The sequence below is a fragment of the Nostoc sp. genome, from assembly GCF_036919575.1.
Taxonomy (GTDB): domain Bacteria; phylum Cyanobacteriota; class Cyanobacteriia; order Cyanobacteriales; family Nostocaceae; genus Nostoc.
Genome location: NZ_JBALBY010000002.1, coordinates 32,505 through 52,192, shown reverse-complemented (window position 1 = coordinate 52,192; position 19,688 = coordinate 32,505). Strand labels below are relative to the sequence as shown.

General features: G+C 42.0%; 16 protein-coding genes. 8 read left to right on the top strand and 8 right to left on the bottom strand.

Annotated features, from left to right (window positions below):
- The first annotated feature begins 16 nt into the window (after positions 1-16).
- Positions 17-2,476 (top strand): glycosyltransferase family 4 protein, encoded by a 2,460-nt coding sequence (locus tag V7K27_RS00770; RefSeq protein ID WP_334943468.1) that lies wholly within the window; start codon positions 17-19, stop codon positions 2,474-2,476.
- On the opposite strand, the gene trxB is transcribed toward V7K27_RS00770, so the two are convergent.
- Positions 2,452-3,822, bottom strand: a complete 1,371-nt coding sequence (trxB, locus tag V7K27_RS00765) for a thioredoxin-disulfide reductase (RefSeq protein WP_334943368.1) — start codon at positions 3,820-3,822, stop codon at positions 2,452-2,454. The genes V7K27_RS00770 and trxB overlap by 25 nt on opposite strands.
- A 426-nt stretch (positions 3,823-4,248) precedes the next feature.
- On the opposite strand from trxB, the gene V7K27_RS00760 reads away from it, so the two are divergent.
- From V7K27_RS00760 to V7K27_RS00745, 4 genes are all read left to right on the top strand, one after another.
- Positions 4,249-4,869, top strand: coding sequence for a hypothetical protein (locus V7K27_RS00760; RefSeq protein WP_334943366.1), 621 nt, complete (start codon positions 4,249-4,251; stop codon positions 4,867-4,869).
- A 125-nt stretch (positions 4,870-4,994) separates the two neighbouring features.
- Entirely contained in the window at positions 4,995-5,561 is a 567-nt protein-coding gene (locus tag V7K27_RS00755) for a Uma2 family endonuclease (protein WP_334943364.1), read from the top strand.
- Between the two features lie 359 nt (positions 5,562-5,920).
- Positions 5,921-6,496: a type IV pilin-like G/H family protein gene (locus V7K27_RS00750; RefSeq protein WP_334943362.1), complete on the top strand. Its 576-nt coding sequence runs from the start codon at positions 5,921-5,923 to the stop codon at positions 6,494-6,496.
- A 139-nt stretch (positions 6,497-6,635) separates the two neighbouring features.
- Positions 6,636-8,855, top strand: a complete 2,220-nt coding sequence (locus V7K27_RS00745; protein ID WP_334943360.1) for an O-linked N-acetylglucosamine transferase, SPINDLY family protein — start codon at positions 6,636-6,638, stop codon at positions 8,853-8,855.
- Between the two features lie 162 nt (positions 8,856-9,017).
- Here the strand turns inward: V7K27_RS00745 and V7K27_RS00740 are convergent, their stop codons facing one another.
- Together V7K27_RS00740 and V7K27_RS00735 are read right to left on the bottom strand one after the other, a co-directional pair.
- The gene (locus V7K27_RS00740) at positions 9,018-9,662 is read right to left on the bottom strand and encodes a nucleotidyltransferase family protein (RefSeq protein ID WP_334943358.1); all 645 of its coding nucleotides are present in this window, start codon (positions 9,660-9,662) and stop codon (positions 9,018-9,020) included.
- 11 nt (positions 9,663-9,673) lie between these two features.
- Positions 9,674-10,831: an XdhC family protein gene (locus V7K27_RS00735; RefSeq protein WP_334943356.1), complete on the bottom strand. Its 1,158-nt coding sequence runs from the start codon at positions 10,829-10,831 to the stop codon at positions 9,674-9,676.
- Positions 10,832-11,385: 554 nt separating this feature from the next.
- Between V7K27_RS00735 and V7K27_RS00730 the strand changes: the two genes are divergently transcribed.
- Positions 11,386-12,249 carry an alpha/beta fold hydrolase gene (locus tag V7K27_RS00730; RefSeq protein ID WP_334943354.1) on the top strand — a complete coding sequence of 288 codons (864 nt, stop codon included), beginning with the start codon at positions 11,386-11,388 and terminating at the stop codon, positions 12,247-12,249.
- Between the two features lie 256 nt (positions 12,250-12,505).
- Here V7K27_RS00730 and V7K27_RS00725 read toward each other — a convergent pair whose 3' ends face one another.
- The 5 genes from V7K27_RS00725 to V7K27_RS00705 form a co-directional block, all read right to left on the bottom strand.
- Entirely contained in the window at positions 12,506-14,077 is a 1,572-nt protein-coding gene (locus V7K27_RS00725) for an MFS transporter (protein WP_334943352.1), read from the bottom strand.
- A 19-nt stretch (positions 14,078-14,096) separates the two neighbouring features.
- The gene (locus V7K27_RS00720) at positions 14,097-15,413 is read right to left on the bottom strand and encodes a Gfo/Idh/MocA family protein (protein WP_334943350.1); all 1,317 of its coding nucleotides are present in this window, start codon (positions 15,411-15,413) and stop codon (positions 14,097-14,099) included.
- 135 nt (positions 15,414-15,548) lie between these two features.
- On the bottom strand, positions 15,549-15,746 hold the full coding sequence (locus V7K27_RS00715; RefSeq protein ID WP_334943348.1) for a hypothetical protein: 198 nt from the start codon (positions 15,744-15,746) through the stop codon (positions 15,549-15,551).
- Positions 15,747-16,213: 467 nt separating this feature from the next.
- Positions 16,214-16,987 (bottom strand): DUF4142 domain-containing protein, encoded by a 774-nt coding sequence (locus V7K27_RS00710; protein WP_334943346.1) that lies wholly within the window; start codon positions 16,985-16,987, stop codon positions 16,214-16,216.
- Between the two features lie 164 nt (positions 16,988-17,151).
- A complete protein-coding gene (locus tag V7K27_RS00705) occupies positions 17,152-18,222 on the bottom strand; it encodes an aldo/keto reductase (RefSeq protein ID WP_334943344.1) in 1,071 nt (356 codons plus the stop codon).
- Between the two features lie 722 nt (positions 18,223-18,944).
- Between V7K27_RS00705 and V7K27_RS00700 the strand changes: the two genes are divergently transcribed.
- A complete protein-coding gene (locus tag V7K27_RS00700) occupies positions 18,945-19,145 on the top strand; it encodes a hypothetical protein (RefSeq protein ID WP_334943343.1) in 201 nt (66 codons plus the stop codon).
- A gap of 72 nt (positions 19,146-19,217) precedes the next feature.
- Positions 19,218-19,592 carry a hypothetical protein gene (locus tag V7K27_RS00695; protein WP_334943466.1) on the top strand — a complete coding sequence of 125 codons (375 nt, stop codon included), beginning with the start codon at positions 19,218-19,220 and terminating at the stop codon, positions 19,590-19,592.
- Positions 19,593-19,688 lie beyond the last annotated feature (96 nt).

Genomic DNA, 19,688 nt, shown 5'->3' with positions numbered 1-19,688 from the left:
TTATTTATGTACGAGTATGCCTGATTTATTTGATGCTTGTCAGATTTATATCAATCAAAATTGTGAATGTAAAAATCTTCATTTATTTCACTCGTCAGAACTAGAATATCAAAATATAGATATTTATCACTCTACTTATTATCCTTTACCAAATAATATTTATTATGCTACAAGACTTGTCACAAGTTATGATTTAATTCCTATTCTTTTTCCAGAGTATTTTAATCATAATTCAGAGCATAAGCATATGATTAAAAATAGGATAGATCAAATAGATAAGAATGATTTTGTGTGCTGTATTTCCGAATCAACAAAACAAGATATTTGCAAATACCAACTAAATCTTGATGAAAAGCAAGTATTTGTTACATATTTAGCTGCTGATAAAGAAAAATTTTATCCTTGCGATGATCAGGAATTAATTATCAAAACGAAAGAAAAATATAAAATACCAGATCAACCTTATCTCTTAACTTTATCAACCCTAGAGCCAAGAAAAAATATAGCTCATGTTATCCGTTCTTTTTTGAGATTACTTAAAAACCAGCATATTGATGATCTTAATCTAGTATTAATAGGTACAAAAGGATGGCAATATGAAGAAATTTTTGCAGAAATAGATAGAGTTAAAGAATTAGAAAACCGAATTATTGTTACTGGTTATGTTCCCGATGAAGATTTAGCTTCTCTATATTCAGGCGCATTAGCCTTTATTTATGTATCTTTATATGAAGGTTTTGGCTTACCACCATTAGAAGCTATGCAATGTGGAACTCCAGTCATAACCTCTAACACTTCTTCCTTGCCTGAAGTGGTTGAAGATGCCGGAATTATGCTTGATACTCATGATGGAATAGGGCTTTGTGATGCCATATTTAAGCTATATTCTGAACCCGAATATCGAGAGATTTTAGCAAAAAAATCTGTTCAACAGGCTCAAAAATTTAGTTGGGATAAATATGTTCAAGAAACTATCAAAATTTACGAGTTAGCGAAAGAAAAAGCAAAAACTTTACCTCCTCGTAATATTTTAATTGATGGTGTCTTTTTCCAACTCTATAAAACAGGAATTGCTAGAGTTTGGCGAAGTCTGCTAGAACAATGGTCAAATAGTGATTTTGCTAATCATATCCTAGTCTTAGATAGAGCCAATACTGCACCCAAAATTAATGGTATCCGTTATCGCATAATTCCCGCCTACGACTATAACAATACCGACGCTGATAAACAGATGCTTCAACAAATATGTGATGATCAAGAAGCGGAATTATTTATATCTTCCTACTACACCACCCCCATTAATACCCCTTCGGTATTTATGGCTTATGATATGATTCCTGAAGTATTAGGAGGAAATTTAAATGAACCTATGTGGCGTGAAAAACACAATGGTATCAAACACGCCTCCGCTTTTATTGCCATTTCTGAAAATACAGCTAAAGATTTAAGTAAATGTTTCCCTGAGATACCCTTAGAATCAATTACGGTGGCTCATTGTGGAGTAGATTCTCTCTTTTCTTCAGCTTCCTTAGATGAAATTAAAGATTTTAAATATAAATATGGCATTGATAAACCATACTTCCTGTTGGTTGGTACTGGAACTGGTTACAAGAATAGTATTTTGTTCTTCCAAGCTCTTTCAAAACTTGCCAATAGCTATGGATTTGATATTGTTTGTACAGGAAGCGGCGGTTTATTAGTACCTGAGTTTAGAGCTTACACATCAGGTAGTGTTGTTCATATGCTGGAACTTAGTGATGAAGAGTTGGCAACAGCTTACTCTGGTGCTGTAGCACTAGTTTATCCTTCTAAATATGAAGGTTTTGGAATGCCTGTATTAGAAGCAATGGCTTGTGGTTGTCCTGTTATTACTTGTCCTAATGCTTCAATTCCAGAAGCAGCAGGAGACGCAGCAATATATGTGAATGATGATGATATCGATGCACTAGCAAATGCGCTCTGTGAAGTGCAAAAGCCTAGTATTCGGAACTCATTAATTACTGCGGGTTTGGCACAGGCGAAAAAGTTTTCCTGGTCAACAATGGCGAATACTATAAGTGCTACCTTGATTAAGGCTACTGTTTTACATTTAAATCTTAAGGAAACTAACCTAATTATTTTCCCAGACTGGTCACAGCCAGAAGACCTACTATATCAAGATTTAGCAAGTGTCATTTCTACTCTCACTACTCACCCAGATAAAAGCCATATAACTCTCCTGATAGATACTCATAACGTTTCTGAAGAAGAAGCCGATATGCTTTTATCTTCTTTGACCATGAATTTGCTCATGGAGGGTGATGTAGATATAACTGAGGGGCCAGAAATTTCTCTGCTAGGCAAGATGAGTGATACACAATGGAAAACTCTTTTGCCTATAATTAATGCTCGAATCGCTCTAGCAACAGATAATCAACAGGCGATCGCCCAAGCGAAAGCAGAAACTCTTCCTTACAAGTTGCTTTCAATCAACTGACGGTATTCGCTCTTTTGCTTCACACCTTTAACTTCCTTCACCAGTTCCTTATTTTTGAACAATTGAACAGTTGGTGTTCCTGTCACACCAGCATTTTCAGCAATATCTCGATCTTTGTCGATGTCAATTTCCACAAAGTGAATTTTGCTGTCAAATTCATCCACCACTTTATTTAAAATTGGCTTTAGGGTATGACAAGGGCCGCAACCAGGAGAGACGTATTTAACCAAGAGTAAGCGATCGCTTTCATGGAACAATTTCCGTAAAGCATAACCTCCCTCATGGCGCGTCCCATTCAAATTAAATTCAGCTTCTTCCTCGGCTTCAGTCTTTTTGGCTGGCTGATGTTCTAATTCATTATCTGCTGTTTCTGCCTGTTGATGGAATTCTTGAATCAAGCCACTGAATGACAACCAACGTTCTGCTAACATCGCCGCCATACAGCCAGTACCCGCAGCCGTAATTGCTTGCCGAAACTCATGATCTTGCACATCGCCAGCAGCAAAAACGCCCTCTACACTCGTTTCTACAGTACCGTGCTTGGTGACAACATAACCCACCTCATCCAGTTCTAATTGCCCCTTAAATAGAGAGGTATTGGGACTGTGACCAACGGCGTAGAATAAACCCTTAGCGTGCAGTTTGCTCTCTTCACCAGTTTTGGTATTGCGGACTTTCACCCCTTCCATGTGACCATTACCGAAGATATCCACAGCCTCTGTATTCCAATGCACCTGAATTTTTGGGTTGCTCAAAACCCTGTCTTGCATGGCTTTAGACGCTCGCATCTTATCAGTGCGTACCAACATATTCACCTTAGAACCGTATTTGGTGAGGTAAATTGACTCTTCCGCCGCCGAGTCGCCAGCACCAATTACAGCCAATTCTGCGCCATGAAAAATTGGTGTTGCACCATCGCAAATCGCACAAGCAGAGATTCCCCGACTCCAAAATTCATGTTCGCTGGGTAAACCCAAACGCTTTGCTGTTGCACCAGTAGCAATGACAATGCTGTTGGTTTTAATTTCCCTTTCTTGCGATCGCACTATAAAGGGACGCTGACTCAAGTCAACTGAGATAACATCTTCAGTATATAGTTCAGCGCCCCAGCGCTCCGCCTGTGCCTTCATCTGATCCATCAGTTCTGGCCCCGTAATCCCTTGGGGAAACCCAGGAAAGTTCTCGACTTCCGTGGTTGTCATTAGTTGCCCACCAGGTAATCCCCCGGCTTGGAAACCTTCAAATACAACGGGTTTCAGGTTAGCGCGTCCCGCATAAATGGCGGCTGTGTAGCCTGCTGGCCCAGAACCGATAATTACTAAGTTTTCTACTGTGGGGTTAGTCATGACCATATCCAAACTCATAACGACTACGCTTAATATAGCATAATAAATTGTGATTGGCTACATCATGGTGGAAGCGATCGTAAAATGCCTATGGTGCTATACGCTCAATACTTGTCAAACAGCCTCTTAGAGGATGTTTGAAAAGTCCTATTGTCGGTATCAAATAGTTTTAGATCCCCCTAAATCCCCCGATAAATTGGGGGACTTTGATTCTGGTTCCCCCCTTTTTAAGGGGGGTTAGGGGGGATCTAAAAGTGCCTAAAGTCACAGCGAAACACTTTTCAAACAACCTCTTAACTCCTAAGACTGTTCTTGCAGATGCTTCCTGATAGTTTCAACGTTTAGTTCTAAAAATTCTGCTATTTCTTGAATGCTCATACCTCTCTCAACACATTTCCCGACATCTCACCCATAATTTAAAATCTCATGAAGCTAGATCCAACTCAGACATATACCTTTAGCAAATATTTTGAAAGCGGTTACTATTCTGAAGACTTGGCTCAAGCCTTCGGTTATTCACTAGAGTACAAAGTATTTCAATTGCCACAATACTCAGGCGAATTGGATAGATTGCTCGAATTGAGAGAAAGGATAGAAGAATCTCTCCCTTATGTAGAGTTGACTACTGAGTTAGCGAGAAGGGAAGTAATAATTTCTAGAATAGTCTTAGAGTTGATACATTACACGAAGGCAAAACTAAGAATAGAATTTAGCCTGAGAGTGAATAATCAACTTCAAGGTACACTAGATTATTTAATTAGAACCACCCAACCAAATCAACTATTAGTCATAGAAGCGAGTCTTGCTGATTTAAGTAGAGGCTTCACTCAATTAGTAGCCCAAATAGTTGCACTGGATTTTTGGGAGGATTCCCCAACTGTTGCAGAACAACCTATATTAACTGGTTGTGTCACTACAGGAAGTTTGTGGCAGTTTGCAAGTCTAGATAGAGTAAATAAACATTTTACTCTAGGGATTAATAGCTACAGAGTTGTCGAAGATATTGAGGAATTGATGAGAATATTAGTAAGGTTATTGAAAAATTGAGAGAGAAACCAAAAAACATCTCACTATCTCACCCATCCCTACTTACCTTGTAGCTTTCTTAGAGTAGCGGCAATTCATGAATTGCCGCTACTTATGATATATATAAGAGTATTTTCTGTAATATTATGTCTTTCACCATTACAGACTTAGAGCAACTACAAACCGAGCATCCAGAATGGCAGATGGAGTTGGTAGAGGGGAAAATCATAGTTATGGGGCCATCAGATTACGAGTCAGAGGAAATTGGCGCTCGTCTAATTACCTTCTTGAATAACTGGGTCATGTCGCGCAAATTAGGGCGTATAACTGGCTCTAGCGCTGGATTTATCCTGCCGAATATAGAAGAGGACGACTCGGAAAAAAGAAACCTACGCGCCCCTGACGTGTCTTTTGTTAAGGCTGACCGATTGAAGAAGACCAAGCGCGACTTTGTAGAGTTAGTTCCAGACCTGATGGTTGAGATTAAATCTAAAAGCGATAGAATCAAACCGCTTGAAGAGAAGATTCAGTTATTTTTGCAGCTTGGGTCTGTAGTCGGCATATTGATTGACCCTGATAAATTGACAGTAACCGTTTATCGAATAAACCAAACTCCAGTGTTGATGCAGAATGGCGACACGCTCACACTACCAGACTTGCTACCAGGTTGGGAACTGGCAATATCAGAGTTGTGGCCACCTGAGTTTGATTAAGGCGCTTTTAGAATCGAAATTGAGAATCTATATAATATAGTCAACTTAACGTTAAAAAGGCGGTTATAAACCGCGCCTACACAGGCAAAACCCACCTTTCCTGGCGGAACGCTACGCGAACGTAGGTTAAGAAACCCTTGATTTTGTATTAGTCCACGGAGGTGGACTTTGTTTGTGTAGCCGCGTTCGCGTCAGCGTGCCGGAGGCTCTATTCTATTCGCCAAGGCTTAAATTAACTATATAGATAGATAGTCAAAAAATAGTCAAAAATTTTTTTTGGTGGGGTGATAGGAAACCGATCGCAGTTGGGTAAGTTATATCTAGAACACAGAATCACTTCCTACCCCCGGAAAACACTTATGAAGACCGAACTAAAAGCCAAGTTTCTCCAACACATTCTCGCCAAGAAGAAGGCAGATGAGGGTTTTACACTTATTGAATTACTAGTAGTAATTATCATCATCGGTATTTTGTCTGCGATCGCCCTACCTTCTTTCTTGAACCAAGCTAACAAAGCCAAGCAGTCGGAAGCTAAAACCTACGTGGGTTCCATGAACCGCGCGCAGCAAGCTTTTTACTTAGAAAATACTTTATTTACAAGTACAATTGGTAGTTTAGGACTTGGTATTGCAACATCAACCATAAATTACCAATACCAAATTGCCTGGGCGGGTGGTAGTGTAGCAACCAACCAAGCACAAGTAAAAGTTACTACCGCGCCTCTCAAAAGCTATGTTGGTGGTGTAGAGGTGACAAGCCAAGCTGCTACCAGTGAAGCTACTACCATCGCTGTTTTGTGTGAATCTGCAGACACAGTTCTTGCCGGTGGTACAAATGCAAGTGCTACCACTGCATTTACCTTCACCGCTGGAGCACTTGATTGTACCAGCAACAGCGGCATCGGCGCCAACAAGTTTATCTCTATGGCTAAGTAACCAACCAAAGACAAAGAGTATATAAATTGTCTTTCAACTAGATATTTTCCAAAGTGGGTAGATGCTTCTATCCACTTTATTTCCATTATGTCAGTAGTTCACAATTATATTCCTCATAAAATTTTCTCAGAGAATTACAATGATTACTGATATATATAATTGGCAAAATCAAGCAGAACAATACTTCATTCAAGAAAAATATTCGCAAGCAGCACAGTTATATGAACAAGCAATAGCGATAGAACCAAATGCTATTTCTTATTATTGGCATTTAGGGTTACTATTGCTATTACAAGGGCAAGAAGCAGAAGCTCAAATGGCTTGGATGCTGCCAATGACAGAGGCAGATGAAGAACAGTTACCAATTTGGACAAATGAACTATTTCAAGTTTTGCAAAGAGAAGCTGAAAGACGCGAAACACTTACAGAAGATTCTCTAGCTTGGTTAATTCGCCAGCACATGCGGGAAATTAATCCTAGTTATATAAATAATTTACTTCAAATCCTTATACTTTCTCTCAAATTACAAAAATTTGAAGAAATTGATAATTTGAATGAGTGGGGATTAATTGAAAGCTTAAAGGCAAAAGAAAATATAGAAATTAATACCGAATTATTAATCCAAGTTTTAAAACAATTTTTAAATACTGTTCCCTTACATCCAATTAATCTAAATTTAATAGAAGCTAGTCTGTCTTATTTCTCTGATCCTCATCAATGCTTCTGTATAGTGCTTCCTGCCGCTGTGAAAATTGGCCATACTTTAGGGCAGCCTTTACTAGCAGCATCTCTTCTGGAATTGCATTTGCAACTGGAGCCAAATAATGTAGAAATTTTGCGGCACTTAGCGAGTTTTTATCAAGACACTCGTAATTATTCTCAAGGAATAGAGACAGCTAGGTTGTGTTATTCCTTATCAGAAAGCTTGGCTGATAAAATTTTTGCACTCCATTTGCTGTTAAGGGGTCTAATGTCAGCAGGAGGATATTGGCAAGAGATATGTACAACTTGTCAAGAATTGGAAACTGTGTTTCAACAGTTTATTAAAGCTGAACGAATTCCTTTACAAGAAGCAACAATACTACGCTTGCTTTCGCCATCTTTTGCGATACCTCACATTAAAGATGCTCCTGCTGATTTCCGAGCTATTCATAATCAGGTAGCTGAGATTTATAATAAATATATTCAAGGTCTTGGCCAATCAAAAGCAAAAAACTATGCTCATGAAATTATTAATCATCAATCTTTAACACACCATGCGAATAAATTAAAAATTGGTTATATATCTTACGCTTTAAGGAATCATTCGGTTGGTTGGCTAGCTCGTTGGTTATTTCAACATCACGATCGAGATAAATTTGATATTCATACTTATTTTGTTAACTACAAATTAATAAACGATAATCTCCAAGAGTGGTATCTAAGTCACGGAGGTAAAGCTCACAAATTAGGCATGAATGGTCTAGAAATTGCTGACCAGATATATCAAGATGAAATTGATATTTTAATTGACCTTGATAGCATCACTCTAGATATTACTAGTGAAGTGATGGCACTCAAGCCAGCCCCAATTCAAGTTACTTGGCTGGGGTGGGATGCATCAGGCATACCTGCAATTGATTACTTTATCGCAGACCCTTATGTACTGCCAGATGATGCCCAAAATTACTATACAGAGAAAATCTGGCGATTACCTCAAACTTACATAGCAGTAGATGGTTTTGAAGTTGGTGTACCAACTCTCCGCCGCGATGACTTGGATATTCCTATGGATGCCGTTGTATATCTCAGCGCCCAAAGAGGATATAAACGCCATCCACAAACGACAAAGTGGCAAATGCAAATTATCAAACAAGTACCTAACAGCTACTTTTTGATTAAAGGACTTGCTGAGGAGGAAACAATTAAACGCTTCTTTTACCAAATTGCCGAAGAAGAAGGTGTAGATTGTTCTCGGTTACGATTTTTACCAATGGTTCATTCAGAGGCAGTTCATCGTGCTAATTTAGGCATTGCTGATATTGTATTAGATACATTTCCCTACAACGGAGCGACAACAACCTTAGAAACATTGTGGATGGGTATTCCTTTGGTGACACGAGTTGGTGAACAATTTGCAGCGCGTAACAGCTACACCATGATGATAAATGCGGGTATCACAGAAGGCATTGCCTGGACTGATGAAGAGTATATAGAATGGGGTGTGCGTTTGGGGAAGGATGAAGTTTTACGCCAGCAAGTTGCTTTGAAGCTGAAAGCATCGCGGCAAACAGCACCCCTGTGGAATGGCAAACAGTTTACCCGCGAAATGGAAAAGGCTTATGAGCAGATGTGGCAGAAGTATATTGAGAAAAAATAAGCTCCTATAGCGTTTTTCGTTTGTATGCAATACACTTTGACCTCTCTCCAAACCTCTCTCCTAAAAGGAGAGAGGCTTTGAATCTTACTCCCCTTCCCTTGTAGGGAAGGGGCTGGGGGTTAGGTCTGTATTAAACTCAACCCAGAAGCGCTATAGTGCTTACTATACTTCAGAAGCCGCTCTGGTAATTGATAGCAATTGTTCGTAATCCTTTGGTGTATCAATATCGATATTCCCTAGTGGAAACGAAATGGAAAACACTTCATTCAGATTATTATTAATAACTTTTTTTGCTCCTGAAGTTTCTTTCAAAGCCGCAAGTTCTGAAAAATATCTCTGACTAAATAGAGCGGGTACACCTAATGTATTCGCATATTCACAAGCAATGATCGGTTTTTTTGCCGAATAATAGGCATCCACAAGTTGATTAATAATTTGGTGAGAAACAAATGGCTGGTCGCAAAGTGTAATAACTACTGCTTCTATTTGTTCAGGAAGATTATTTAATAATTCAATACCGCTCTTGATTGAAGCACTCATTCCACAAGCCCAATCCAAACTCTGAACTACTATAACGGGAAGTTGCTTAATTTGGGGATGAATCTGTTCTGCATTTGCTCCAAGTACTACTACCACAGGTTGACAAACTGAAGCGATCGCTATTTCTGTAATATACTGCAAAAAACTACGTCCTTGGTAAAGCAATAGTTGTTTTGGTGTACCCATACGAGTCGATGCACCCGCAGCAAGAATCATAATTGCTATGGTTGATTTTTGATTGTCTATTTGCTCACTGTTAAATACCATAACAGATAAAACTATGTGGTAAGTAGCAAGTTTAAGCTGCTTTCATAGCATTGGTGAATTGGTTGATTGCGATTTCTTAAAAAATTACCACTGCGGTTTGTTAACACTGCTTGAATTTCAGCAATAATCGCGATCGCTATTCCTTCAGGTGTATCTGCTCCAATGTCAATCCCAATCGGGCCATGCAATCTTTTTAATTGTTCAGTATTATAAACCATTCCTTGCGAATGTAAATCTTCAAGCAATCTTTCAGTACGCAGCTTTGGGCCTAAAACCCCGATGTAGCGTGCCGGAGATGGCAGCAACATTTTCAAAATTTCCAGGTCGTCAAGGTAATTATGCGTCATGACTACAGCAACTGTGTAGTCATCTATAAATACCTGTTGATGTACAATTTCTCGCCGACTCAGAATGATATCGCAAGAAGCAGGAAATCGCTCTTGAGTTGCCTCATTAGCTCGACAATCGACTACAGTAACGTCCCAACCTAATGCTTGAGCAAACTGTGCTACGGGTACAGCGTCATAACCTGCACCAAATATTACTAGAGGCGTGGGTGGTTGGATGACTTCGATGAAAACTTCTGCACTGCCTAAAGGTAACTGATAGTTATTTACCCTTGACTTTTGATTAGCAAAGGCTGCTTGAGCATCTGCAATCACAGATGGAATTAAATTTGGATCTTTGATGTCAGTAATAATTTTACCATTTGGATGCAGCAGTAAGCGCGACCCAAGTTTGACATTGACTGCGCCTTCAAAGGCAAAGACTGTGGCAATAATACCCAAATGTTTTTTATTAAAGCACTCCTGGATAAATGCGATCGCATTCGGTGTACTTTCTCTCTCAAGACGTTCGACGAGAACTTGCACTATCCCATTGCACCCTAGACCAAAGCCCCAAAGAATATCTTCAGATGCGGTGTGATCGTAAGTAACAACAATTGCTTCACCGTCTGACATTCGTTGTTGAGTATGCTCAAATACGTCATTCTCCAAGCAACCAGCGCTGATTGTTCCAATCATCCGACCTGTATTTGCGATCAACATTTTGGCACCCGGTCGGCGATAGGTTGAACCTTCGGTTTTGACTACAGTGGCCAGGAAAGTGATTTCACCACTTTTTTGACTTGACTCGAAGCCTTCTAAAATTGCTTGTAATTCGTTCATTTGATTGCTTATTTTTCGGTTTCTAGCAGTTTGTCAGCTTGAGCAGCAGTCCCAGACTGTGCCGTTGTGCGTCGCTGCTAGTGTCAAACACTCCTTCGATTTGCCGCCCGTTAACGATTACAGTCTATGCATTCGACTGACAGCGAGCGCGGTGTTGTACTACTCAAGATAAGGGAAAATATCCCTGAAATCATGCCCCACAGGATAGTTGTCAACTTGAGCCATTTATCTATCATTAGAGTTAGCACGGAATACTGATTTTCCGTAACTGACTGTGAATACTCTCAACCAGCCGCAAGATTACAGAATTTTATGTTATCTTTTGTGCCGCAGGAAATGAAAGACCCTGCTCCTTACCATCTATAGCGGTTCTCAATTGCATGAAATACAGACCTAACAAGAACAGCCCCAACCCTTGTAGCGTTGAGGAGTAAGCCTCAAAGCCTCTCTCGTCTTAGGAGAGAGGTCAAAGTGTATTGTATACAAATGAGAAGCGCTATATTGATAAGCATCGTTGATTAACATTGCCGTAAAAATTTAAGTCTTTTCTTCAAATGAATTCATACACTGAAACAGAATTCCTGGTTGGTGATATTCCGTACCAAATGTTCGTTCAATGTTACCGGCCAAGGAAAGACCGAAATTCAGTTCCTATTGTACTTTTACACGGCGGTTTTCATACAGGTAGTTGCTTTGTCAAAACACCCGATAATCGCCAAGGTTGGGCAGTATATCTGACAGAACAAGGCTGGGAAACCTACATTGTTGACTGGCCAGGGCATGGTCGATCAGGCTGTGTCCCAGATTTTCCCACGATGCCATATCAACGGGTAATTGATGCTACTGTGGCGCTACTCGAACAAATTGGCCCGGCTGTGATTCTTACCCACAGTATGTCTGGTGTCGTTGGTTGGCAGATAGCACAAACCCATCCCAAACTTGTTAAAGCTATTGTAGGCATTGCACCAGGGCCACCAGCCAATCTATTACCAGCGATCGCAAAAGACTCTCATGAGGCTTTTCTCGAAGACCGTCCACGTATTCAGTCGCGTGAAGAAACTAAAAAATACTTCACTAACTCAGATAATTTTCCGCAAGAAGTATTTGAGAATTACTTTTGTAGTTTAGTCCCTGAGAGTGCGCGAATTAGTAACGAGCGCAGAAATGTTGAAGGACAAGGGCTTTATATTTCCCACCCTCAGGTACTATTTGATATTCCCATCTTAGTGATCACAGGCGACCAAGACCCGCGCCATTCTCGTGAGGTAGATGCAGAAACTGCAAAATACTTCCGGGGTGATTTTGTTTGGCTTCCTGAAGTTGGACTTCCTGGCCATGGTCATATGCAAATGCTGGAACACGGTAACTTAGCGATCGCTGATCTATTTATCAATTGGCTGCATAGCAAAGGTCTATAGCGGTTCCCGACTTGGTGAGGTACGTTTTTAAATCTGCTTAGTTTTCTAGAAAAGATTGAGGTGTACCTCAGTTGCTTAGGAAAGGCTATATATGAGCTTTTATCCATTTTCTCAAAACGCTATTGTCAACTATTATTTTTTGGCGTAGGCGTAGCTCGCTGTAGGCATCGCACAACTTTTCGGTCTACTGATATTAAGCAAGGGAAGAGCGATCGCATTTCATCAGAAGTCTTTTCTAAGTTCGTGCTTCTTGAGATTAGTGAGCGTAAATCATGTGAGAAATAACTGGGGGTTCATCGCCTTGATGAAAGGCAAAAACCTTTTCACGAATCTCTCGATCTGCCACTGTAAACCGTTCATATTGACGCAAATGATCCACCCAAGACTCGACGATAAATGTCTCTAAGTAGCGATTTGGCTGACCTGTATCATGAAAGATGCCCCAGCGAATTGCACCATCTCGTAACCGCACCACGCGCAGGGCATTAATTGCCGCAATGAATTCCTCTGTTTGATCTGGGTCAATACAATATTCAATTGTGACTAAAACTGGGCCTTGTTCTGGTTGCAATTCAATTACTACCAGAGGTTCGGCTCGCCATAATGCTGAAGCTAAGTCAAGTTTTCCTGACAGCAAACGATAACGCCGCGCCGTCAATGTTCCCCCCACTAAGCCAATTGCAGCAACAAATAAGGCACTCGGCGTTCCCCAATGTTCTGCTGCTGCACCCCAAACAATACTACCAATTGCTGAACCTCCTTGAAATACCATTTGATAAATTCCCAGCGCCCGCGCCTGCACCCAAGCCGGAACAACAAGCTGCACTGTGATATTCAAACTGGATGTCATGCTTGTCCAGGCAATCCCAGCCGCCACTAAAGCCAGCAACACCAAAGGTATATTGTCAATCAATGCCAGAATTAATGTCGCGATCGCAAACACAAAAGTTGATGCAATCACAACTCCATCAGCTGTAAGATGTTGCCGCACTCGTGGCATCAAAATCGCCCCGACAATCGCCCCAAATCCAAAGCTACTGAGTAGTAAACCATACCCACCTGCTCCCTGTTGCAAATCCTGCTGTGCTACCAAAGGCAGCAACGCTAACAAAGCACTCGTGCAACTAGTTAAAACAGCTGCTCGAATTAACACGGCTTGCAGAGCGGGAGAAAAGCGGAGATAGCGAATACCAGCCCGCATAGAACCTAATACTCGCTCTGCGGGTAGGGCGCTTTCATAAAACGGTTTGCGCTGCCAACGGTAGAGAACGATAATTACCGCAACAAAGGAGAGGGCATCAATTAAAAACACAACTCCCGCATTTGTTGCTACCAAAATCAAGCCAGCGATCGCCGGGCCAACGGCTCGGGCAATATTAAACCCAGCACTATTTAAAGCAATGGCAGCCATGAGTTGCGATCGCGGTACGAGTTCTGGTACAATCGCTTGCCAAGCTGGGCCATTCATTGCCGCTCCTAAGTTGAGCAAAAACGTCAGCCCTAGCAGTGACCACGGTGTAATTGTACCTGCAAAAACCAATCCACTCAAGATCAGTCCAGCAACCAACATCCAAGCTTGCCAAAACAGCAGTAACCGACGGCGATCAAAAATATCTGCCGTTGCTCCGGCTGGTAGTCCTAACAGCAGCATCGGCAAAGTTGCTGCTGTTTGCATGAGTGCCACCAACAGAGGAGAGGTGGTGAGAGAAGTCATTAGCCAAGCTCCCGCCGTGTCCTCCATCCAACCCCCAATGTTGGAGACAATTGAGGCAATCCAGCGATCGCGAAACAAAGAGTTACGGAGCGGACTCCAAGCAGAGTTTGTCATGACTGCGCTATCCACCTATTTACTTCAGCATTCTAGGAGCCGGGCCACGAGTAACATCTAATCCTGACATCCGAGGTAGAGCGATCGTCTTGCCTGTTTGTGCGGCCTCGTAAATCAACGCTATCAGTTTTTGGTCTTGTAAACCTTCTTCACCAGGGGTATGAGGTTGTTTATTCTGAATCACACAATCCGCCATGTGATCAATTTCTAAGGCGAACTGGTTCTTCTCGCCCATGCGAATTTCGCTGACGTTTTCTGCCATGCTATTTGTTGGTGATTTACGTGAAATCATCATCCGCAAACCGTTGTAAGAGAACGCCGGATCGAGTTGTCCCCAAGCATCAGAACCGAAGACGCGAAACCGACGCGCTTCGTGAAAGCCGTAACTGGTGGAGCAAATCGCTACTATCCCACTAGGAAACCGCAGCTGGAAGGTGGCACTTTCTTCTACTTCTTTGAAGCGCGGATCGCCAGGGGTGCTGAAGGTTTGGGCGCTAATTGCGATCGGTTCCTCTCCTGTCAAATAGCGAGTTGCATTCAAGCAATAAATTCCCACATCGGGTAAACAGCCACCTCCAGCTAAGGCACGTTTCAATCGCCACTGGTTTAAGTCACCCCCCTGGTTTTGGCCGTTGTCTGCCTGAATCACCTTGATGGTTCCCAATTCTTTGCTGCGGATCATCTGAATCATGGCGCGATGGTGCGGCTCATATTGGCAGCGATAAGCAATCATCAGCTTGCGATCAGCTTGTTTGCACGCGTCGATCATCTGCTGACAATCTTCCACTGTGGTTGCCATCGGCTTCTCACACAGAATATGTTTACCTGCTTTCGCACCACGCACCGTATATTCTCGGTGCATACTGTTAGGCAGTACGATATAAATCACATCAACGTCTGGATTGTTGCGAAGATTGTCGTAATTTTGATAGTTGTAAACATTCTGCGGTTTGATGCCATACTGCTGTGCAATTTGATTGGCTTTGGCAGCATCGCCACTAACTAATGCAGTTGGCTTTGCTAGTTTAGATTCTGCAAATGCAGGCATAATTTCTTCTAATGCCAGTCTACCAAGTCCGACGATCGCAAACCCCAAGCGTTGCTCTGGGGGTAATGCAGTTGCTGGCCCTCCTGTCTCAACTTCGGTTGATGCCGAGATGGGCGGAAACTTAATCTGAGGCGGCAAGGAACCTCCGCGTGGGGTGGCTTGCTGAGTTGGTTGTTGGGCTGCAACCTCTTCGCCTATACTACCAATTGCGGTGGTTGAAATGGCTCCTAACCCAGCAGTAGTTAGAATCTGACGACGAGAAAATTTTCCTTTCAATAATTCAGACATTGTGGTTCTTTAATGATCAAATTTTGGACTTAGTAGAGCTTTGCGTAAATATCGTGGCGAATTGAGGGTTGAAATTTAAATGCATAGGCGCGGCGCAATCCGCAGAGTCAAGCGCAGAGGCACGCAGAAAATTTGCTACAAATTAAATTTGGTAATACCCTGCAATGCCAATGCGTTGACTGACAATGCCAATGCGTTGGCTGACAATGCCAATGCGTTGGCTGACAATGCCAATGCGTTGACTGACAATGCCAATGCGTCGGCTGACAATGCCAATGCGTTGACTGACAATGCCAATGCGTTGGCTGACAATGCCAATGCGTTTTTCTGCAATTAAAAACGCTACACTTTTTCAGCAAGCCCTATTTAGGCAACTCGAAGAAATAAATTATCTATAGGAATCATATTTGAGTTCTGAAAAAATCTCGGTAGTCTTGTAGTAGCCTGTCATGGCTTTTAATGTTGCAAAAAAAATTGCTTTGTTGGGTGGAGGCTTTGCGTAACCCAACATCCTGATAATCAGTTGGGTTGCGCTCCGCTCCACCCAACCTACCTACCTACGTCTAATGTCCACTACGTGTATTTCACTAATCTTATACTAGTCCTATAATTCCTTCATACAAGGCTAATATTAGATTCTTCTCTCCCAACCTCTCCACATCCACGGCAGTTGCTCCTAGGGGAAACCCCCAAGGCATACTGCCGAGGCTTTTACGGACGCTCGATTACTCGCTATTGCTAACGCCCCACTGCTTCCCCAACTTCAAGAGCAATGGAATATTTTTTTATTTGAAAGTCCCTTACGGGGTACTGGTTGAACTTGGGGTGCTAGTTGAACTTGGGGTACTAGTTGAACTTGGGGTACTGGTTGAACTTGGGGTACTGGTTGAACTTGGGGTACTGGTTGAACTTGGGGTACTGGTTGAACTTGGGGTGCTAGTTGAACTTGGGGTACTAGTTGAACTTCCAGGATTAATAATGGAACGAACTTGTTGCAGGTGTTCTTGGAGGGTTGGTAGCGTTTGAGCCGCAAATGCTTTCACGTCTGAATCTTGTCCTTGTTGAGCTTCACTTTGAAAAGCGGAGATATCCTTTTCATGATCTTCAAGCATCTGATTCAGATATTGGCGATCAAAGTTAGCACCAGAAAGTTTAGATAAGCGTTGCTTCACTTGCTGATTTTTCCTGCCGATACTAGTTGGCAGCGTCACACCTTTTTGAGTCGCTAACTGTTTGAGTTGATTGTTGACTTGGGTATGATCTTGAACCATATGCTTTCCAAACTGTTTTACCGCATTGCTAGTTCCACGTTGTGATGCTAGTTGTCCTAGTTGGACTTCTGCTAAACCACCTTGAGCCGCTTCTTTGATAAACTGTCTGTCTGAAGAACTGAGGCTATTTTGCCCTGACGTAGTTGGTGACGCAGTTGGTGATGGAGTCTCAGTTGTTTGCACAGGCACAGCAGCTGGAGCTTCAGATATATTCTGGTCATGGGGAGTAGTTGGTGTGCAACCAGTCGCCAGAGATAAAGCGATCGCTACTATACCAGTAGAAACTATTTTGAAGTTGGACATAATCAATGTTTTCCTTGGATAAAGCTATCTTTTGCAACGTAGAATGAAAAACAAGCGCGATCGCCCAGTTATTGCAGCAGCAGGCGTTGAAGAATTTAAATCTTGAGCAAATCGAGAGATATCGCTGTTTGCATAAAAAAACAGTTAAAGAATAGGATTAATATTTACCCTAACCAAGCTGGATTCATTGCTGTACTATCATTTTGGGTTGTAGTCTTATATCGTTCGTACTCCCCTTTAGCTGCTGCCTCACGGGTACGCGCTAACAGTGCTGTAACTCGTGCCTGATCCATTGGCTTAAAGGTGCGAACTGCTTCAAACGCCTGGTCTAAAATTCTCATGCTGTCGATGCCCGTAATTACAACTGAGGTTGGCAAATTCATGGCGTAGTGCAGGCACTCGATCGCACTGACTGTATTGCTTCTAAGAATGTAAGACTCCCCAATAGTTTTCATTGCCAGTACACCAATGTTGTTTTTTACTAGCACAGGTAAAACCTGATGTTCAAAACTTCTAAAATGGGCATCCATCACATTCAAGGGCATCTGCACAGTGTCAAAGCGGAAAGCATTTTGTGTAGCAGTTTCCAGCATCTGAAGGTGAATCTGAGGATTCTTGTGTCCTGTAAAACCGATATAGCGAATTTTGCCCGCTTTCTGCGCTTCGACTACTGCCTCCATCGAGCCGCCAGGAGCAAATACCCGATCGGGGTCTTCAAAGCGCAGTATTTCATGATGCTGTAATAAATCAATGTGATCGACCTGCAAATCTTTGAGCGATTCATCAATCTGCATCTTGGCAGCGGCTTTGGTGCGACCGTCGATTTTCGTCATTAGGAAGACCTTTTGACGATAACCATCTTTAAGAGCATTTCCCATCCAACGCTGGCTACGTCCGTCGTGATAGTCCCAAGAATTATCCATAAAGTTGATACCGCGATCAATCGCACTGCGGATCAGTTTGATACTTTCTTGCTCCTCTTGAATTTTTCCAATGTGATATCCCCCCAAGCCAATCACAGATACTTGTTCTTTGGTGCGTCCGAGGTGGCGATACAACATTTCGCCGCGTCGGGTTGCAGTGGGTGAACTTTGGGCTAGCTGTTGAGTATTTTGATCAACAGGTTCTGTTTGGGCTAATAACGGCTGCAAAAATCCTTCCGAAACTGCAAGTCCTGCCGCTACTAATCCCGAAGCAGAAGCAGTTTTTAACAAGCTGCGTCTACTAATCTCCATAATTGTCTCCTACAAGTAACAACAGGAATGAGCCGTATAGTATCACGACAATCTGGCACAGAGACTCTAACTAAGGTGTGTTTTGAAATATACTCCGCAAGATGCATTCACAATGCTTACCTTTTGTTTACAGCTATTTTCAGGTAAATAGACCATGCGGTAGGGGCACAGCAATGCTTATTAGTGTCAACTTAAGGCAAAACCCTTTTAAAATCTCGTTTCCAGCAAGAGGCTGGAAATGCAGTTCCTGGTGGCTCTGCCGCGAGTTACAGAGGCGGAGCCTCAATGAGGGGCATTCCCAGTCGGAGACTCTTAACGAGACACGAGACAACGAGACAATCTTCAAAGCTGCTTATAGACTGGCTTTCACGTTAAGTTTACACCAATGAGCTTTTTCTGTGCCTCTACGACAGATGTGGTTCAAATACATGATTTCTGCTGTAATAGGACTTACGCAAAACTACACAGCGTAGGGGCAATTCATGAATTGCCCCTACCGTCAAATCAGGGTTTGGGCTATTGTTTGCGTAAGTCTTGTGTAAGTAGGTGGGCGCAATTAAAGTTAACTGACGTGGGCTGTCATTTGTCCTTTGTCCTTTGTCATTGGTAAGGGTTTTAAGCCTATTTACGTTCCGTAACATAATTTGGTTTATTCCCACCAACTTACTTAAGCTTGCTTGATTTAAAGCTTTATCAATAAAAGTAGGAGTTTTCAACTGTGAATGCAAGTTGATGCATTCCCAATGCAAATTGATGCATTCCTAATGCAAGTTAATGTATTGCTAATGCAAGTTGATGCATTCTTAATGCAAGCTGATGTATTGCTAATGCAAGTTGATGCATTGGCAATGCAAGGTGATGCATTGCCAATGCAAGCTGATGCATTCGCCATGCTTACCTTTTGTTTAAACTTGCCGATTTAAAACTTTAACTTACTGATATGTTTTTAGTTGCAATGGGTACATTAAATGTATACTATATTGGTAGATACATTTATGAGTATCCAAGATACAACACGCCGTTTGCGCCCTCAAACCATTAGTCAAGATATTAGCTCATTCCACGGTTTGCAAACCGTCAGTACCTACAACACGAGTCGTGCTGATGCTTCAGATGCAAAGTTACACGAAGTTTATCAGGCGATGTTGATTTCTCAACAAACTGAAACCGAGAAACTAGCTTTATACCGTGCTGCTTCTGATGCTGCCCGACTAGGAGAATGGGAATTTCATAATGCTGTATTAGCGATGAAAGAAGTCGTGCGGGGGCAATATGGTTCAGATAGCGATCAAGCTCAGGCTGTGGGATTGAAGAAAAAATCAGATCGCAAGCGTCCTTCCCGCAAAAAGCTAGTTGCGATCGCCAGTTAGGAATAAGAATTAAATAACATACAATTTACGTCGCTGGCTTACCTCACCCTCAATCCCTCTCCTTATAAAGGAGAGGGAAGCTAGATATAGCATGAC

What these genes read in the sequence shown, in the direction of transcription:
- trxB (WP_334943368.1), bottom strand. Translation starts at nt 3,822, where the DNA reads ATGACTAACCCCACAGTAGAAAACTTAGTAATTATCGGTTCTGGGCCA.
- V7K27_RS00750 (WP_334943362.1), top strand. Translation starts at nt 5,921, where the DNA reads ATGAAGACCGAACTAAAAGCCAAGTTTCTCCAACACATTCTCGCCAAG.
- V7K27_RS00705 (WP_334943344.1), bottom strand. Translation starts at nt 18,222, where the DNA reads ATGGAGATTAGTAGACGCAGCTTGTTAAAAACTGCTTCTGCTTCGGGA.
- V7K27_RS00700 (WP_334943343.1), top strand. Translation starts at nt 18,945, where the DNA reads ATGCAAGTTGATGCATTCCCAATGCAAATTGATGCATTCCTAATGCAA.
- V7K27_RS00710 (WP_334943346.1), bottom strand. Translation starts at nt 16,987, where the DNA reads ATGTCCAACTTCAAAATAGTTTCTACTGGTATAGTAGCGATCGCTTTA.
- V7K27_RS00740 (WP_334943358.1), bottom strand. Translation starts at nt 9,662, where the DNA reads ATGGTATTTAACAGTGAGCAAATAGACAATCAAAAATCAACCATAGCA.
- V7K27_RS00720 (WP_334943350.1), bottom strand. Translation starts at nt 15,413, where the DNA reads ATGTCTGAATTATTGAAAGGAAAATTTTCTCGTCGTCAGATTCTAACT.
- V7K27_RS00695 (WP_334943466.1), top strand. Translation starts at nt 19,218, where the DNA reads ATGAGTATCCAAGATACAACACGCCGTTTGCGCCCTCAAACCATTAGT.
- V7K27_RS00745 (WP_334943360.1), top strand. Translation starts at nt 6,636, where the DNA reads ATGATTACTGATATATATAATTGGCAAAATCAAGCAGAACAATACTTC.
- V7K27_RS00755 (WP_334943364.1), top strand. Translation starts at nt 4,995, where the DNA reads ATGTCTTTCACCATTACAGACTTAGAGCAACTACAAACCGAGCATCCA.
- V7K27_RS00730 (WP_334943354.1), top strand. Translation starts at nt 11,386, where the DNA reads ATGAATTCATACACTGAAACAGAATTCCTGGTTGGTGATATTCCGTAC.
- V7K27_RS00735 (WP_334943356.1), bottom strand. Translation starts at nt 10,831, where the DNA reads ATGAACGAATTACAAGCAATTTTAGAAGGCTTCGAGTCAAGTCAAAAA.
- V7K27_RS00770 (WP_334943468.1), top strand. Translation starts at nt 17, where the DNA reads ATGCCTGATTTATTTGATGCTTGTCAGATTTATATCAATCAAAATTGT.
- V7K27_RS00760 (WP_334943366.1), top strand. Translation starts at nt 4,249, where the DNA reads ATGAAGCTAGATCCAACTCAGACATATACCTTTAGCAAATATTTTGAA.
- V7K27_RS00725 (WP_334943352.1), bottom strand. Translation starts at nt 14,077, where the DNA reads ATGACAAACTCTGCTTGGAGTCCGCTCCGTAACTCTTTGTTTCGCGAT.